Origin of the sequence: Pseudomonas citronellolis (genome assembly GCF_900112375.1) — a bacterium.
GTDB lineage: Bacteria > Pseudomonadota > Gammaproteobacteria > Pseudomonadales > Pseudomonadaceae > Pseudomonas > Pseudomonas citronellolis.
This window is the reverse complement of the sequence record NZ_FOLS01000046.1, coordinates 17,158-33,985: the sequence shown is the minus strand read 5'-3', so window position 1 is coordinate 33,985 and position 16,828 is coordinate 17,158. Positions and strand designations below refer to the sequence as shown.

The following is a 16,828-nucleotide window of genomic DNA, read 5'->3' as shown; positions in this document are numbered from 1 at the left end:
TAGCAAGGGGAGTGCCAGGCGACCGCCAGGGCATAAAGAAGCCCCGCCGGACGGCGGGGCTGGGAGGAAGGGAGCAGTCCTCGAGAGTCTACAACTGGCACGGGCCCGGCCGCGGATGTCGGCAGGGCCTGTCTTTCACCTTAGCCACCCGGCCGCGGGGCGCAATGTGCAATAGGTACTAGGACCAAAGTCCTGATGGCGCCCGGCCAGGTCCGCGCGGCGGTTCGTGCCGGCCGCTCAGCGTGCCTGGATCTGTTCTATCCACGGCTCCAGGCGTTGGCCGAAGGCCACCTCGGCGCCGAAGGGCTGCGGTTGCTCCTGGGCCGCGCGCTGTTCGGCGCGCGGGGCCAGGCCTTCCAGTTCGTCGTGCCAGCGCTGCGGCACGTTGAGCGCGCGCACGCCCTCGGTGCTGGCGCTGCCGCCCAGGGCCCAGGCGCGGTTGCGGTACAGCGAGAGGGGCCGCACCTGGCCGTGGACGATGGCGTAGTGCTGGCGGTCCGGGTACTGCTGGCGCAGGGCCTGCAGGTCGGTGCCGGCGTCGGCCAGGAACAGCCGGCTGGCGCGCTGTTCCTCGTTGTCCAGGGCGCTGCGCTGGAAGTCGCGCTCGCTCTTCAGGTGCACGTCGTCGGGGCTGGCGGCCAGGCGTTTTTCCGCCTGGGCCAGGCGCTCGCGGGCCAGGGCCAGTTCGCGCTGGTACAGCGGACCGTCCAGTTCCAGCACCAGCAGGGCGTCGCGGGCCTGCTGGCGGTCGAAGGCCAGGGCGCTGTCGCGGTCGACCTTGTCCGGCACCCGGAAGCCCAGCGCGCGCATGGTCTCCAGCGGGATGCGCGGGGCCCAGGCGGCATTGGCCTCGTCGCCGGGAATGCGCCACAGCAGGCGCAGGCTCACGCCGCTGTTCTCGCGGTGCCAGTCGCTGTTGCGCTGCAGCTCGCGCTCGCTGAGGCTCAGGCGGCTGTCCGGCTCGCCGCTGCGGTTCCAGGCCGCGGCGCCGAGGGCGGCGGCGTTGCTCAGCAGGATCAGGCCCAGGCCCAGCAGCAGGCCGTGGTTGCGGGTGATGTTCATCACAGGCGTCCTCCCAGCAGGCCGTGGGCGTTGCGCAGGTAGCGCAGGAACAGCAGGATCAGCACCGCCGCCACGCCCAGGGCGAGGAAGAACAGGTACTTGGGCAGCACCTCCCACCACCAGTCGTAGAACTTGGTGAAGAGGAAGATGACGAAGAACGCCAGCCCCGTGTTGACCACCTCCGGCCACTCGCGGTGCGCGCCCAGCCAGATGGCCGCGGCGGCGCAGACGAAGCCGAGCACCTGGTACAGCCCCTCGATGCGGTGCGGGGCGAAGGGCAGGTAGCTGCCGTTGCCCCAGTTGGCCAGCACCAGCATGGGCACGAACAGCGCCAGCAGGCCGAACACCCGGTACAGCGCGGCGAAGCCGTCGAAGCGGCGCTGCTCGAACAGCAGCGGCACCAGGAACACCAGCACGGCGGCGGGGAAGAAGTTCTCCGGGCGCTCGCCCGCGTCCAGCCAGTAGACGCCGCCCCAGGTGCCGAAGCGCGCGGCGATGAAGCCCATCAGGCAGAGCAGTCCGGCGCCCAGCAGCAGCCGCGCGTCGCACAGGTAGGCCAGCAGCAGGGCGTAGGCCGCCCAGGGCAGCAGGGCGCGCTCGGACGGGGTGATGTTGAAGATCTGCCCGAGCATGCTGATGTTCAGCACCAGCGCGGCGAAAGCCAGCATGGCCGCCAGCTTGGCGAAGTAGCCGGAGGCGTCGCGGCGTTGCAGCCAGAAGGTGGCCAGCAGGGTGATCACCGAAGCGCCGACGAGGATGCCCACCTGCACGGCTTCGCCGAACAGGCCCCAGAACTGGTAGAAGAGGAAGAACAGGCTGGCGGCCAGGGCCAGCGCGCCGAGGCAGGAGGCGATGCGCATGCCCAGGGACAGGCGGCTGTCCTGGCTGTCGCGGTCGATGTCGAACTGCTCGCGATATTCGTCCAGCAGGCGCAGGTGGTGCGCTTGCAGGCCCTCGCGCTGGGCCGCGTCCAGGCTCAGCGCGCCTTCCTCGCCCAGGCGCTGCAGCTCGCGGGTGAAGGCGTGGATGTCATCGACGCGCTGCTGGGCGTCGTGATGGCTGAGCGTGGGCATGGCGCACCTCGTAGGAGCAACTGTCTTGCCGACTGCACCGAAGCGCTTTTCGTAGGATGGGTTGAGCGAAGCGATACCCATCATCACGGCAGCATGGGTTTCGCAGGCTCAACCCATCCTACGAGTGCGTTCATCCGGTGGAGTGGGGCCGGTCACTTTTCCACTCTAGCGACTCCCGCGGCGGCTCTCCACTGCGGCGCTCAGCCGCGGCTGGCCAGCCAGGCGCGCCAGCCGCCGAAGGCGCTGATGTCCTCGGCGCCGGCCAGGCCCCAGGCGTCGCAAATGAAGCCGGTTTCCCAGCTGCCGTCGGCCAGTTCCACCTTGCCCAGGCCCAGCGGCGCCGGGATGCCGCTGAGGAAGGAGCCCAGTTCGGCGCTGGGCAGTTCCCAGACTTCCACTTCGACGGCCACGCCGCCCTCGGCTACCCGCAGCATGCCCGGGCGCAGCGGCGGGCCGCCGGCCAGGGCGTAGAGCCTGTAGGCCGGCGCGCTGCGGGTGGCCTTCAGCAGGCGCGCGCCGCGCTGGCGCAGTTGCCAGTTGAGCGCCAGGCCGTCCAGGTGCGCGCCGCACACCACCAGGCGCGTGCGGTCGTTGCGCGCCGGGGCCTTGGGCGCCGGGTCGGCCGGGGCGTTGCCGCCGACCAGGGGCAGGGTGCTGGCGCGCTGCAGGGCATCGCCCAGGCCGAGCAGGTACTGGTCGCTGAAGGCGCGGCCGAACAGCGTCAGGCCCCAGGGCAGGCCGTTGTCCATGAAGGCGCTGGGCAGGGCCAGGGCGGCGTAGTCCAGCAGGTTCATGAAGTTGGTGTAGTAGCCCAGCTCGGCATTGCGCAGCACCGGTTCGGCGTGCAGTTCGGCGAGGCTGACCGGGCGGCCGATGGTCGGGGTGAGCACGCAGTCCAGCTCGGCCATGATGGCGTCGCAGCGCGCCTTGAGCGCCTGCAGGCGGTACTGGGCGCGGAACAGTTCCACGGCGCTGGCCGCCGGGGCTTTCTCCAGCACGGCGCGGATCACCGGCAGCACGGCCTGCGGGTCGCGCTCGATCAGCTCGCCGGCGACGCTGTAGCGCTCCGCTACCCAGGGGCCTTCGTAGAGCAGGCGGGCGGCTTCGAGGAAGGGCGCGAAGTCGATCTCCACCGGCGTGCCGCCGATGCCGCGCAGTTGCTCGATGGCCTGGGCGAAGAGCGCCGGGCCTTCCGCGCAGCCGAAGAATTCCAGGTCCTGGGCGCGCGGCACGCCGAAGCGGAAGGGGCGCGGCGCACCGAAGGCGCTGCCGTCGTTCCACGCCGGGTTGGCGCGGCTGTAGGCGTCCAGCGGGTCATGGCGGGCGCTCAGGGCGAGCAGTTCGCTGGCTTCGGCCGCCGTGGCGCTGAAGTAGCTGATGCAGTCGAGGGTGCGGCAGGCCGGCACCAGGCCGTGGTTGGACAGCAGGCCCTTGCTCGGCTTGAGCCCCACCAGGTTGTTCAGCGCCGCCGGCACGCGGCCGGAGCCGGCGGTGTCGGTGCCCAGGGCGAAGCTCGCCACGCCCAGCGCCACGGCCAGCGAGGAACCGGCGCTGGAGCCGCCGGAGGGGTAGTCGGCCAGCACGCTGTTGCGGCATTCGCCGTAGGGCGAGCGGGTGCCGTTGAGGCCGGTGGCGAACTGGTCGAGGTTGGTCTTGCCCAGGGGCACGGCGCCCAGCTCGACCAGCCGCTGCACCAGTGTCGCCGACGCTTGCGGGGTATAGGCGAAGGCCGGGCAGGCGGCGGTGGTGGGGATGCCGGCCAGGTCGATGTTGTCCTTGATGGCGAAGGGGATGCCGTACAGCGGCAGTTCGTCGGGCGAGCGGCCGTCCAGCGCGGCCAGGTAGGGCTCAAGTTCCGCCGGGGTGAGCAGGTGGATGAACAGGTGGTAGTCCGGGTTCAGCGCGGCGGCCTTGTCGCGCAGCTGGGCGATCAGCTGGCGTGGGGTGGCGCGGACTTCGCGGTAGGCGGCGCGGAGGGTGGCGAGGCGGAGGTCGAAGGTGTGGGGCATGCTCGGGATTCCAGTTCGGGGCCGGCAACCCTCTCCCCGGCCCTCTCCCTGAAGGGAGAGGGGGAAGAGCGGCCCGGCGCGATGTCGGGTTCAAATCACGGGCTGGACCGTGGTTTCAGGATGAATCGAATCTCTATCCCTGCTCCGGACAGCCCCCTCTCCCTGAAGGGCGAGGGGGAAGAGCTGCCTGGCGCGGTGTCTAACGATGGGTTTTCAGGATGACTCCAGCGTGTCCCCTCGCTCCGAACAGCCCCCTCTCCCGCTTGCGGGAGAGGGTTGGGGAGAGGGGCTCTTTGCTCTTGCTTGGCGGACCCGTTCACGCCTCCTCCAGCACCACCACCCGCTGCCCCGCCCGCACCGGCGAGCCGGGCTGCACGCGGACCTCGCGGACCACGCCGTCGCGCGGGGCGGTCAGGGGGATCTCCATCTTCATCGACTCGAGGATCACCAGGGTGTCGCCGGCCTTGACGCTGGCGCCCTCGCTCACCTGCACCTGCCAGAGGTTGCCGGCGACGTGGCTTTCGATGGCGTGCTGGCCGGCGCCCAGGGGCGCGTCCTCGCCCAGCTCGGGGGCGACTTCCTCGCTCTCGAAGTGGGCCTGGCCGGAGGCGATCCAGCGTTGCCGCTCGGCGTCGAAGGCGGCGCGCTGGTGGCTACGGAAGGCCTCGATGCTGTCCGCCTCGCGGGCCAGGAAGGCCTGGTAGTCGGCCAGGCGCAGCTCGCTTTCCTCGATGCGCAGCGGGTAGCGGCCCAGCGGGAAGTCGCGGCGGATGCGCAGCAACTCCTCCGCGCTCACCGGGTAGAAGCGGATCTGGTCGAAGAAGCGCAGCAGCCAGGGCTTGCCGGCGAAGGCCTCGACCTCGCGGTAGCGGTTCCACATCTGCAGGGTGCGGCCGACGAACTGGTAGCCGCCGGGGCCTTCCATGCCGTACACGCACAGGTAGGCGCCGCCGATGCCCACGGAGTTCTCGGCGGTCCAGGTGCGCGCCGGGTTGTACTTGGTGGTGACCAGGCGGTGGCGCGGGTCCAGCGGGGTGGCCACCGGCGCGCCGAGGTAGACGTCGCCCAGGCCCATGACCAGGTAGCTGGCCTCGAACACCGTGCGGTACACCGCCTGCAGGTCCGGCAGTTCGTTGATGCGGCGGATGAACTCCAGGTTGCTCGGGCACCAGGGGGCGTCCTTGCGCACCGTGGTCATGTATTTCTCGATGGCCAGCTGGCAGGCCGGGTCGTCCCAGGACAGCGGCAGGTGGACGATCCGCGAGGGCACCTTGAGGTCGCGCGCCGCGCAGACTTCGTCCCAGAGGCCGGCGACCGTCTCCAGCAGTTGCGCCAGGGGCAGCGTTTCGGGCTGGTAGTGCATCTGCAGCGAGCGGATGCCGGGGGTGAGGTCGATCACGCCGGGCAGCGCCAGGGCTTCCAGCGCCTGCATCAGGGCGTGGGCGCGGAAGCGCAGCACCAGGTCCAGTTCGGGTTGGCCGATCTCCAGCAGCAGGTGGGTGTCGCCGGCCAGACGGGCGAGCAGGCGGGTGTCGTCCTGGCCGAGGTCGAGGACGATGGGCGAGCTTGGCTCGGTTGCTCTCGTAGGAGCGAGGGGGGCGCCCCAGCCCTTGCTCGCGAACAGCTCGGCACCGTGTTCGCGAGCAAGCTCGCTCCTACGAAGAGCGCGATATTCCGCGGATTGGGAGAGAGCCAGTTCGCGGGCGGTGGCGATATCGACCGGTTCGAAGCGCACCTTGTCGCCGGCCTTGAGCTGGCCGAGCTGCCAGAGGTCGGCCTCGATCACCGTCACCGGGCAGACGAAGCCGCCCAGGCTGGGGCCGTCGGGGCCGAGGATCACCGGCATGTCGCCGGTGAAGTCCACCGCGCCGATGGCGTAGGGGTTGTCGTGGATGTTCGACGGGTGCAGGCCGGCCTCGCCGCCGCTGTCGCGCACCCACTCCGGCTTCGGCCCGATCAGGCGCACGCCGGTGCGGCTGGAGTTGAAGTGGACTTCCCAGTCGGTGGCGAAGAAGGTGCGGATGTACGCCGGGGTGAAGTATTCCGGCGCGCCGTGGGGGCCGTAGATCACCCGGATGCGCCGCAGCGCCGGCAGCTCGCTGCGCAGTTCGGCGGGCAGGCTGGCGCCGTGGCGGGCGTCGGCGAGCGGCGCCAGGTGCAGCACGTCGCCGGCGCGCAGGGCGCGGCCGCCGTGGCCGCCGAACTGGCCGAGGGTGAAGGTGCTCTTGCTGCCCAGGTAGTCCGGCAGTTGCAGGCCGCCGCGCAGGCACAGGTAGCTGCGCGCGCCGGCCCCGGCGATGGCGCCGAGGCTCAGGGTGGCGCCGGCGGGCACGAACAGGCTGGTGTCCATGGGCTGCTCGCGGCCGTCCAGTTGCACGGCCAGCGGCGCGCCGGTCACGGCCACCACCGCGTCGGTGTTGAAGCGCAGGCTCGGGCCGCTGAGGGTGATCTCCAGCGCCGCCGCGCCTTCCGGGTTGCCCAGCAGGCGGTTGCCCAGGCGCAGCGCGCGGTCGTCCATCGGCCCCGACGGCGGCACGCCCACGGCCCAGTAGCCGAGGCGGCCGGGGTAGTCCTGCACGCTGGTCTGGGTGCCGGCGCCCAGCACCTCGAGGGTGTCGGCGCGGTAGCGCAGGCCCTCCAGGCAGCGCGTCCAGGGCGAGCCGCTGGCGAAGGGCGCGTCGGCGATGATCTGGCGCAGGTAGGCGCGGTTGCTTTCCACGCCGTACAGCAGGGTGTCCGCCAGGGCGCGGTCGAGGGCGGCGCCGGCCTCGGCGCGGCTGGGTGCCCAGGCGATCAGCTTGGCGATCATCGGGTCGAAGTAGGGCGGTATCTCGCAGCCGGCTTCCACCCAGGTGTCGATACGCAGGGCCTGGCCGTCGGCCGGCGGGAAGCGCACGGCGGTGAGCAGGCCGGGGCTGGGCTGGAAGTCGCGGCCCGGGTCCTCGGCGTACAGGCGCGCCTGGATGGCGTGGCCGCTGGGCTTGAGCGCGGCGGCCAGTTCGGCCAGCGGCGGCAGGCAGCCGGCGGCCAGTTCGATCATCCAGCGCACCAGGTCGACGCCCCAGACCTGCTCGGTGACGCCGTGCTCCACCTGCAGGCGGGTGTTCACTTCGAGGAAATAGAAGCGCTCGGCCTCGCTGTCGTAGACGAATTCCACGGTGCCGGCGCTGCGGTAGCTGACCGCTTTGGCCAACTGGATGGCCGCTGCGCAAAGCTCGTCGGCCATGCCCGTTGGCAGGTTCGGCGCCGGGGTTTCCTCCAGCACTTTCTGGTTGCGCCGCTGCACCGAGCAGTCGCGCACGCCGAGGGCGATGACCTCGCCGGCGCCGTCGCCGAACACCTGCACTTCCAGGTGGCGGGCGCGCTGGATGTATTTCTCGATGAACACCCCGGCATCGCTGAAGTTGTTCTGCCCCAGGCGCTTCACCGCGTCGAAGGCTTCGCCCAGCTCCTGCGCCGAGCGGCACACGCGCATGCCGATGCCGCCGCCGCCGGCGGTGCTCTTGAGCATCACCGGGTAGCCGACGTGGTCGGCGGCGGCGAGGGCGATGTCGAGGCTTTCCAGCAGGTCGGTGCCTTCGAGCATGGGCACGCCCTGTTCGCGGGCCAGGGCGCGGGCGGTGTGCTTCAGGCCGAACAGCCGCAGCTGTTCCGGCGTCGGGCCGACGAAGGCGATGCCGGCGGCTTCGCAGGCCTCGGCGAAGGCGGCGTTCTCGGAAAGGAAGCCGTAGCCGGGGTGGATGGCCTGGGCGCCGCTGGCGCGGGCGGCGGCGAGGATCTTGTCGACCGCGAGGTAGGTGCCGGCGGCGGGGCCGGCGCCCAGTTCGAAGGCCTCGTCGGCCTGCTGCACGTGCAGGCTGGCGGCGTCGGCCTCGGCGTAGACCGCCACGCCGCCTACGCGCAGTTCACGAAGCGTCCGCAGGATGCGGCAGGCGATGGCGCCGCGGTTGGCGATCAGGAGCTTGTCGAACATGAGGAAGTCCCCATGGGGTGGCGGGCCGTCCCGCCGTCAGTCGGTGCGCACCACGGTCGTCCGTGGTGGATACAGGTTCCGTAGGATGGGTTGAGCGAAGCGATACCCATCAATCGCCGGAGGATTCGCGATGGGTTTCGCGGGGCTCAACCCATCCTACGGGGGCTCCGTGCAGGCATTGTCCCGAACGGCTCTGGCACAGCAGGAACAGCCAGCGCCGTACCGCTTGCAGCCTGCCGCTTGCAGCTTGCGGCTGCTTCAGTCCCATACCAGCAACTCCGCCGGCGTCGGGTTCCAGCCGTTGCAGGGGTTGTTCAGCTGCGGGCAGTTGGAGATCAGCACGATGACGTCCATGTGCGCGAGCAGCTCGACGTACTTGCCGGCGGCGGAGATGCCGTCCTCGAAGGTCAGGCCGCCCTCGGCGGTGACCGGCACGTTCATGAAGAAGTTGATGTTGTGGCTGATGTCGGCCTTGCCCAGGCGCCCGTCGTGCAGGGCCGCGCGCAGGAAGTTGTCGCGGCAGCTGTGCATGTAGCGCTTGTCCAGGGCGTAGCGCACCGTGTTGCTTTCCTGGGCGCAGGCGCCGCCGAGGGTGTCGTGGCGGCCGCAGGTGTCGGCGACGATGCTCAGCATCGGGTTGCCGAGGTTGGAATAGAGCACGCTGCCGGCGCTGAGGTAGACGCTGCCCTGTTTGCGCAGGGTGCGCTGCACGTCGTAGCGCTCGCGCGGGTTGCGTGCGTTGTAGAACAGGGTGTCGACCGCCTGGTTGCCTTCCAGGTCGAGGATGCGCAGGGTCTGGCCGGCCTTGAGTTCGCTCAGGCTGGGTTCGCCGGCATTGATGAGAGTGCGCGAGACGGCGGCTTCGGGGTGCTTGGCGCTGTGGCTGATGGGCATGCAAGTGTCCTCTGTCTATTCAAATGAACAGGCGTTCGGTGTTGTGGAAGCCGCGGCCGTTCTCCGGCCGCGAAGTGCGGCAGAGCACGCTGATGCCGTCGGATTCGACCTTGTGCCAGCTCAGCCCGATGGGCCTGGGCGCGTATCGCGGGTTCGGGTCCATGGGGTGCTGCAGGGCGGTGAGCACCACCAGGGTGTCCATGGGCGCGTACAGCTCGACGTAGTCGCCGGCCTTCGAATTGCCCTCGGCGAAGCGGAAGCAGCCGTCGGCGTCGACGTCCACGCGGCTGAACAGGTTCAGGCACATCAGCAGGTCCTGCAGGCGCATGTCCCACTTGCCCATTTCCACCAGCAGGTTGTCCGCGCCGTTGCGGTGGAAGCCGTTGCGCAGTTCCTGGTAGCGGCCCTGGCCGTACTTCTCCAGCACCTCGGCGGCGTTGAGCACGCCGCCGAAGCTGTCGTGCCAGCCGCAGGTGTCGGCAGTGATGGCCGCCAGCACCCGGCCCATGTCCGAGTACAGGCAGTGGCCGGCGCTGAGCTTGGCGGTGTGCTGGGCCTTGAGGCTGTCCGGCAGGTTCAGCCGCTCGCTTTTCTCCTGGGCGTTGAACAGCAGCAGGCTGACGTTGCCGCCGCCTTCGAGGTCGGTCAGGCGCAGCAGATGGCCGCGCTTGAGGACGAAGGAGGTGTGGCCGCCGCCGGGGACGGTTTCCTCGTAGAGGGTGGGGCGCAGGGCGAGGGATGCGGTCATGGGGTTTCCTCAGTAGGCCGGGGTGATCACCGGCGCGGCCGGCTGCTCCAGGCGCGCCGCCAGGGGCGCGGGGAGGGCGGCGCGGGCCGCGCGGCGGTCGGCGTTGAGCGGGATGTCGTAGGTGATGCGGGCGCCGTAGGCGTTGGGCGCCTGCGGGTCGTGGCGGACCTTGTCGAAGACCAGCAGGCGGGTGCCCAGGCTGAAGCCCTCGGACAGGTCGTGGGTGACCATGAACACGGTCAGTTGGGTTTCCCGCCAGAGCTGCAGCAGCAGTTCGTGCATGTCCTTGCGGATGCCCGGGTCGAGGGCGCCGAAGGGTTCGTCGAGCAGCAGCACGCGCGGCTTCATCTCCAGCGCCTGGGCGATGGCCAGGCGCTGCTGCATGCCGCCGGAGAGCGCGCTGGGGTACTTGTCCAGGGCATGGCCGAGGCCGACCTTGCGCAGCAGTTCGGCGGCTTGTTCGCGGGCCTCGCGGCGGGCCGCGCCGAACAGCCGGCCGAGCAGCTTCGAGCGCGGCAGCTCCAGGCCCAGGACGACGTTGTCGAGCACGCTCAGGTGCGGGAACACCGAGTAGCGCTGGAACACCACGCCGCGGCTCGGGTCGGGTTCGGCGGCCAGGCGCTTGCCGTCCAGCAGCAGCTCGCCGCGGCTGGGGCGCTCCTGGCCCAGCAGCAGGCGCAGGAAGGTGGACTTGCCGCAGCCGGAGGCGCCGACCAGGGTGCAGAACTCGCCTTCGGCGACGCGCAGGTTCAGGCGTTCGAGGATCACGTTGCCGGCGTATTCCTGCCAGACGTTGTTCACGTCGATGAAGCTCATGCCTTGCCTCCTTCGTACCAGGGGAAGGCGCGCCGGGTGAGCACGCGCAGGGCCCAGTCCATCAGCCAGGCGAGCAGGGTGATCCAGGCCACGTAGGGCAGGATCACGTCCATGGCCAGGTAGCGGCGCACGAGGAAGATGCGGTAGCCCAGGCCGTCGGTGGCGGCGATGGCCTCGGCGGCGATGAGGAACAGCCAGGCCGAGCCGAGCATCAGCCGCAGCGAGACCAGCAGGCGCGGCAGCAGCTGCGGCAGCACCACGCGCAGGATCAGCGTCCAGGTGCTGGCGCCGAGGGTCTGCGCCTTGATCAGCAGCTCGTTGGGGATTTCCCGGGCGCGCTGCTCGATGTCGCGGGCGATGCAGGGGGCGACGCCGATGACGATCAGCACCACCTTGGACAGCTCGCCCAGGCCGAAGACGATGAACAGCACCGGCAATATCGCCAGTGGCGGGATCATCGACAGCACCGTGAGCAGCGGCGACAGCGGCGCGCCGAACAGCGGCACGCTGCCGGCGGCGATGCCCAGCACCAGGCCGAGCAGGGCGGCGATGCCCAGGCCCAGGCCGAGGCGCTGCAGGCTGGCGCTGGTGTCGCCCCAGAACAGCACTTCGCCGGTGCGCTTGTCTTCGTGCAAGGCCAGGCGCTGGACGGCATCGGCCATCTGCGCGACGCCGGGCAGCAGCTTGTCGTTGGGGTTCTCCGCCAGCCGCGCCGCCGAGCCGGTGAGGTAGGCGAACAGCAGCAGGGCGAAGGGCAGCAGCACCAAGAACAGGCGGCCGCCGCGCTGGGGGTGGAGGTTGATCAGGCGCATGGTTCCCTACCTGTTTTTCATTGGGTTCCCGCGTTCGCGGGAATGACGCTGGGGGAAGGAGCTTCGTCTCGTCATCCTCGCGAACGCGGGGAACCAGAAACCACGCGTCAGAGCTTGCCGTCGGCGGCCAGCTGCACGTAGGTCGGGTCGAAGCGCAGCTTGAGGTTGCCGGCGTCGCCGTAGCTGGCGCCGCCGGCGAAGCTCATGCCCACCGCGTCGGCCGACTTGGCGCCTTCGCCGAGCAGGCCGTGGGCGAAGGAGAACTTCGCGACGCGCTGCATGGTTTCCGCCAGCGCCGGGCTGGTGGCGAAGGCCAGGGCCTCGGCCGGGGTGGCGAACAGCCGGGTGGTGGCCAGCTGCGCCTGGTAGCCGGCGAGGTCGGTGCCCGAGGCCTTGGCCATGTGTTCCAGGGCGGCCTTGGCTTGCGCGTCGTCGGCCTTCATCAGCGCCACCGTCTCGAACCAGGCGCCGGCCAGGGCCTTGCCCAGGGCCGGGTTGTCCTTCAGCGTCCGGCTGTTGACCACCATCATGTCCATGATCTCGCCGGGCACCTTGCTGGAGTCGAACACCTCGGTTGTGTCGGGCTTGGCGCGCGCCTCGGCGAGCATCGGGTTCCAGGTGGTCACCGCCTGCACCTCGTCGGTGTTGAAGGCCGCGGCGATGTCGGCGTCGGAGGTGTTCACGGTCTTCACGTCCTTCTCGCTCAGCCCGGCGTGCTCCAGGGCGCGGGCCAGCAGGTAGTGGGAGACCGACAGCTCCACCAGGTTGATGTCCATGCCCTTGAGGTCGGCGACGGTCTTGCCCGCGCCCTTGACCACGATGCCGTCGTTGCCGTTGGAGAAGTCGCTGACGATCAGCGCGGTGGAGTCCACGCCGCCGGCGGCGGGGATGGTCAGGGCGTCCATGTTGGTCATGGTGCAGCCGTCGAACTGGCCGGCGGTGTACTGGTTGATCGATTCGATGTAGTCGTTGAGCTGGGTGACCTTGATCTGGATGCCGTACTTCTTCGCCCACTTGTCGACGATGCCGTGGCTGGCGGCGTATTCCCAGGGCATCCAGCCGGCGTAGATGGTCCAGCAGAGGTTGAAGCTGTCCTTGGGCGCGGCGGAGGCGCCGAGGCTTAGGGCTGTCAGGGCTGCGGCGAGCAGGGCGGGCAGACGGGGCTTGCGCATGGGGAACCTCCGGTTGGTTGTCGGGCGGGCAGGAGTCGGGCGGCTAGGTCGCGCTCTTCTCCCGGGCTTTTGTCCCGCCGTGTAACCTCGCTGGAGGTCGATGGCTCTCGGACCAGTCACTCGCCATGCGAGCCGGAACCCTAGCCATCCATTTTCGAATTGTGGTGCCGCCGGCCCGCGTTGGCGGGCGATTCCTGCACGCCGCTGACAAAGCGAGGGGCGTGCCAACTTCGCCCAGGGCCCGTGGCAGAAGGCTTGGCTCCGTGGGGCAGGGTGTTGCACCGGGCCGCCATGCGCCCTGATGAGGCACGCCGCCACATCCTGGTGCGCCAGTCGAAAGTCGGTGTCGGCCGGCGCGCGGCCCACGGCAGACTGCGCGGACCATCCACCCCATCGGAGTCGCCCATGTCGCACCTGCTGTCCTTCGCCAAGGGCGCGCTGGCCATGTTCTGGCTGGCCGCCGCGGTCAACCTGCTGTACCCGTTCGGCGAGCTGTACCGCCCGCTGCTGTTGCTCTCGGTCGTGCTGCTGGCGGTGCACGCCGGTGAGGTGCTGTTGCTGGGCCGGCGCCTGAAGGCGCGCCGGCAACCCTGGCTGGAGCGCCTGCAGGTGCTGTTCTTCGGCGTGCTGCACCTGCCCGCGCTGCGGGTAAATCCGTGATTTACATAAGCTTTACCCTGTAGCCGGGCACCGCCGCCGGGGCGCCGGGTCTGATCGTATAAGCCGCTGATTCGAAGCGGATGCCGATCAGGAGTTAGCCATGCGTCGCCTTCTCGTTGCCCTGCTGTTGTTCCTGCCGCTGTCCGGCTGCGTGGTCTACGAACATGACCATGGCGGCTGGCGCGGCGGCCATCGCTACTACGCGCCTCCGCCGCCGCCGGTGCGCTACGCCCCGGCCCCCGGCTACTACTGGCATCGCTGATGCCCCTGCTGACGGCACCTTCGGGTGCCGTCAGTCGTTCTGCGCCGGGCCCTCGATGGGCTGGCCGTCGACCTGCAGCAACAGCTCGACGAATGCCTGCGCCGCCGGCGACAGGCTGCGGCTGGCGTGGCGCACCAGGCCGTAGGCCGAGCCGCGCAGCGCGGCGTCGCCGGCCTGGCGCGGCCAGGGCAGGGTGGCCAGGCGCCCGGCGGCGACGTCGGCGGCCACCACGTCGGCCACCGCCAGGCACAGCACATCGCTGCCGCGCACCAGTTCCTTGAGCATCAGCACGTCGTCGCATTGCACGTCCAGCGGCTGCTCGCGGCCCAGGCTGCGCGCCAGTCGCTGGTGGGCGTCGCGCGGCAGGCGCGGGCCGGCCAGCGGGTAGTCGCGCAGGTCGTCGATGGCCAGGCGCCCGCGCGCCAGCAGCGGGTGGCCGGGGCGGCAGAACAGCAGGCTGTCGTGCTCGCGCAGCGGCTGGATGTCCAGGCGCGGGTCGCCCTGCAGTTCGCGGCAGTCGGCGACGAACAGTTCCAGCTCATCGTCCAGCAGGCGCCGGTGCAGCAGCTGCCAGTTCTCGATGGCCAGCGCCACGCTGACCCGCGGGTGGGCCCGGCTGAAGGCCGCGAGGGTCTGCGGCAGCAGGCGCGCGGCGGGGAAGGGGCCGGCGCCCAGGCGCAGTTCGCCGGCCTCCAGGTTGCCCAGCTGGCTCACCGCGTTGTCCAGCGCGCGGCTGCCGGCCAGCAGGCGGCGGGCGTGCTCCAGCACCAGCCGGCCGTGGGCGGTGAGGCTGATGCCGCGCGGGTTGCGGTCCAGCAGACGGCAGTCGAGCTGGTTTTCCAGGGCCTGGATGCTGCGCGAGAGCGCCGGCTGGCTGAGGTTCACCGCTTCGGCGGCGCGGGCGAAGTGGCCGTGTTCGGCGAGGGCGACGAAATGGCGGAGCTGGCGCAGGTCGGTCATGCTTGGTATGCATCAAGGTCGGTAAAGGAATGCATTGGAATTATTGCCATGCCTGCCGGCATAGTGCCAGGCATTCCCATAACAAGAACCGGAGTTTTCCATGCTGCGCCTTTCCGCCGCCGTCCTGCTGGCCGGCCTGTCGCCCGTGCTGCTCGCCGCCGACGACCCCGCCGATGCGCCCAAGCCGCCCAGCGCCTTCACCGTGGCCCTGCAGCAGAAGGTCCGCGAGACGCTGCCGTTCAGCGACCGCAGCGACTTCGCGCGGGTCGAGCAGGGCCTGATCAAGCGCCCGGAACAGTTGGTGATCCGCAACGAGGACGGCAGCGTGGCCTGGCAACTGGGCGGCTTCGGCTTCCTCGATGCCGGCCAGGACATCGACAGCATCAACCCCAGCCTGCAGCGCCAGGCCCTGCTCAACCTCAAGTACGGGCTGTACAAGGTCGCCGACGGCATCTACCAGGTGCGCGGCTTCGACCTGGCCAACATCACCTTCGTCCAGGGCGACAGCGGCTGGATCATCATCGACACCCTGACCACCCCGGCCACTTCCAAGGCCGCCTACGCCCTGGTCAGCCAGGAGCTGGGGCAGAAGCCGATCAAGGCGATCATCTACAGCCACGCCCACGTCGACCACTTCGGCGGGGTGAAGGGCCTGGTGAGCCAGGAACAGGTGGACAAGGGCGAGGTGCAGATCATCGCGCCCAAGGGCTTCATGGAGTCGGCGATCAAGGAGAACGTGCTGGCCGGCAACGCCATGCTGCGCCGCGCCACCTACCAGTACGGCACCGAGCTGCCCCAGGGCCCGCGCGGGCTGGTGGACATGGCCATCGGCAAGGCCGTCGCCCATGGGCCGATGAGCCTGATCGCGCCGACCCGGCTGATCGAGAAGGACGACGAGCAGCTGCGCATCGACGGCGTCGACTTCGCCTTCCAGAACACCCCCGGCACCGAGTCGCCCTCGGAGATGAACGTCTGGCTGCCGAAGCAGAAGGCCCTGCTGATGGCCGAGAACGTCACCGGCACCCTGCACAACCTCTACACCCTGCGCGGCGCCGAGACCCGCGACGCGCTGGGCTGGAGCAAGTACATCAACGAGGCGCTGCACCGCTACGGCAACCAGGCCGAGGTGATGTTCGCCGTGCACAACTGGCCGCGCTGGGGGCATGAGGACATCGTCCGCACCCTGGAGAAACAGCGCGACCTCTACGGCTACCTCAACGACCAGAGCCTGCACCTGGCCAACCAGGGCGTGACCATCAACCAGATCCACGAGCGCTTCCAACTGCCGCCGGAGCTGGCCAACGAGTGGTACAACCGCGGCTACCACGGCTCGGTCAGCCACAACGTGCGCGCGGTGGTGAACAAGTACCTGGGCTACTACGACGGCAACCCGGCCACCCTCAATCCGCTGGCGCCGGAGGATTCGGCGAAGAAGTACGTGGCGTTCATGGGCGGTGCCGAGCACGTGCTGCAGATGGCGCAGAAGTCCTTCGACCAGGGCGAGTACCGCTGGGTGGTGGAGGTGGTCAACAAGCTGGTCTTCGCCGAGCCGGATAACCAGGCCGCCCGCCGCCTGCAGGCCGACGCCCTGGAGCAGCTGGGCTACCAGGCGGAGAACGCCGGCTGGCGCAACAGCTACCTGGCCGCGGCGGACGAGCTGCGCCACGGCGTGCCGCGCGACCTGCCGCCGCTGAAGACCTCCAGCGCCGACGCCCTGGCCGCGATGGACACCGGACTGCTGTTCGACTACCTGGGCGTGCGCCTGAACGCCGGCAAGGCCGAGGGCGAGGACTTCGCCATCAACCTGGTGCTGCCGGACATCGGCCAGGAATACCTGCTGGAGCTGAAGAACTCGCACCTGAACAACATCCGCGGCGTGCACAGCGAGGACGCCGGGCAGACGGTGACCATCGACCGCGCCGACCTCAACCGCCTGCTGCTCAAGGAGGCCAACCCGGTGGTGCTGATCGCCCAGGGCAAGCTGAAGAGCTCGGGCAACCCGCTGTTGCTGGCCAAGCTGTTCGGGATGCTGGATGACTTCGAGTTCTGGTTCGATATCGCCACGCCGGAGAAGCGGGAGGGGTGATCGCGTGGCTTTGCTTTTTGTAGGAGCGAGCTTGCTCGCGAACCGCACGGCACCGCGCCCGTTCGCGAGCAAGCTCGCTCCTACGAAGGGCGGATCGGCATGGGGCACCGGTGTTCCGGCCGGCGGCGTATAACCGCGAACGGTTATACGCCCTACGCTGCCCCATACCGCGGTGTTCCCATGTAGGAGCGCGCCCTGCGCGCGATATCGCGGGCAGGGCCCGCTCCTACAGTCCGTCGTGAGGCACGGCATTTCCCCGTAGGAGCGGACCTTGTCCGCGATGGCCGAAACCACCGGCGCG

Annotated in this window: 13 protein-coding genes and 1 riboswitch; of the genes, 3 read left to right on the top strand and 10 right to left on the bottom strand. The window is 69.9% G+C overall.

Annotated elements, in window-relative coordinates:
* Nucleotides 1-237: 237 nt before the first annotated feature.
* The 9 genes from BM060_RS29680 to BM060_RS29640 all read right to left on the bottom strand — a co-directional run bounded on the left by BM060_RS29680 (nucleotide 238) and on the right by BM060_RS29640 (nucleotide 12,559).
* Nucleotides 238-1,062 carry a DUF4824 family protein gene (locus BM060_RS29680; protein ID WP_074985783.1) on the bottom strand — a complete coding sequence of 275 codons (825 nt, stop codon included), beginning with the start codon at nucleotides 1,060-1,062 and terminating at the stop codon, nucleotides 238-240.
* The gene (locus tag BM060_RS29675; protein WP_074985780.1) at nucleotides 1,062-2,135 is read right to left on the bottom strand and encodes a DUF2157 domain-containing protein; all 1,074 of its coding nucleotides are present in this window, start codon (nucleotides 2,133-2,135) and stop codon (nucleotides 1,062-1,064) included. The genes BM060_RS29680 and BM060_RS29675 overlap by 1 nt, the downstream gene beginning before the upstream one ends.
* A 200-nt stretch (nucleotides 2,136-2,335) precedes the next feature.
* Nucleotides 2,336-4,144 carry an allophanate hydrolase gene (gene atzF / locus BM060_RS29670; protein ID WP_074985778.1) on the bottom strand — a complete coding sequence of 603 codons (1,809 nt, stop codon included), beginning with the start codon at nucleotides 4,142-4,144 and terminating at the stop codon, nucleotides 2,336-2,338.
* A 316-nt stretch (nucleotides 4,145-4,460) separates the two neighbouring features.
* Nucleotides 4,461-8,117: an urea carboxylase gene (gene uca, locus BM060_RS29665; RefSeq protein ID WP_074985775.1), complete on the bottom strand. Its 3,657-nt coding sequence runs from the start codon at nucleotides 8,115-8,117 to the stop codon at nucleotides 4,461-4,463.
* A gap of 258 nt (nucleotides 8,118-8,375) precedes the next feature.
* Nucleotides 8,376-9,011 (bottom strand): urea amidolyase associated protein UAAP2, encoded by a 636-nt coding sequence (locus BM060_RS29660; protein ID WP_061562133.1) that lies wholly within the window; start codon nucleotides 9,009-9,011, stop codon nucleotides 8,376-8,378.
* 19 nt (nucleotides 9,012-9,030) lie between these two features.
* Entirely contained in the window at nucleotides 9,031-9,759 is a 729-nt protein-coding gene (locus tag BM060_RS29655; protein ID WP_074985772.1) for an urea amidolyase associated protein UAAP1, read from the bottom strand.
* 9 nt (nucleotides 9,760-9,768) lie between these two features.
* A complete protein-coding gene (locus tag BM060_RS29650; RefSeq protein ID WP_074985770.1) occupies nucleotides 9,769-10,575 on the bottom strand; it encodes an ABC transporter ATP-binding protein in 807 nt (268 codons plus the stop codon).
* Nucleotides 10,572-11,387: an ABC transporter permease gene (locus BM060_RS29645; protein WP_074985767.1), complete on the bottom strand. Its 816-nt coding sequence runs from the start codon at nucleotides 11,385-11,387 to the stop codon at nucleotides 10,572-10,574. The genes BM060_RS29650 and BM060_RS29645 overlap by 4 nt, the downstream gene beginning before the upstream one ends.
* 107 nt (nucleotides 11,388-11,494) lie before the next feature.
* Nucleotides 11,495-12,559: a putative urea ABC transporter substrate-binding protein gene (locus tag BM060_RS29640; RefSeq protein ID WP_074985764.1), complete on the bottom strand. Its 1,065-nt coding sequence runs from the start codon at nucleotides 12,557-12,559 to the stop codon at nucleotides 11,495-11,497.
* A 56-nt stretch (nucleotides 12,560-12,615) separates the two neighbouring features.
* A riboswitch (guanidine-I (ykkC/yxkD leader) is annotated at nucleotides 12,616-12,714 on the bottom strand.
* A 250-nt stretch (nucleotides 12,715-12,964) separates the two neighbouring features.
* On the opposite strand from BM060_RS29640, the gene BM060_RS29635 reads away from it, so the two are divergent.
* Nucleotides 12,965-13,219, top strand: a complete 255-nt coding sequence (locus tag BM060_RS29635; protein WP_043272122.1) for a DUF1145 domain-containing protein — start codon at nucleotides 12,965-12,967, stop codon at nucleotides 13,217-13,219.
* Nucleotides 13,220-13,319: 100 nt separating this feature from the next.
* Nucleotides 13,320-13,481 carry a hypothetical protein gene (locus BM060_RS33090; RefSeq protein ID WP_009618749.1) on the top strand — a complete coding sequence of 54 codons (162 nt, stop codon included), beginning with the start codon at nucleotides 13,320-13,322 and terminating at the stop codon, nucleotides 13,479-13,481.
* Between the two features lie 30 nt (nucleotides 13,482-13,511).
* Here BM060_RS33090 and BM060_RS29630 read toward each other — a convergent pair whose 3' ends face one another.
* Nucleotides 13,512-14,441 carry a LysR family transcriptional regulator gene (locus tag BM060_RS29630; RefSeq protein ID WP_074985761.1) on the bottom strand — a complete coding sequence of 310 codons (930 nt, stop codon included), beginning with the start codon at nucleotides 14,439-14,441 and terminating at the stop codon, nucleotides 13,512-13,514.
* Nucleotides 14,442-14,541: 100 nt separating this feature from the next.
* Here BM060_RS29630 and BM060_RS29625 point away from each other — a divergent pair, with 100 nt between their 5' ends.
* A complete protein-coding gene (locus BM060_RS29625) occupies nucleotides 14,542-16,527 on the top strand; it encodes an alkyl/aryl-sulfatase (protein ID WP_074985758.1) in 1,986 nt (661 codons plus the stop codon).
* Nucleotides 16,528-16,828 lie beyond the last annotated feature (301 nt).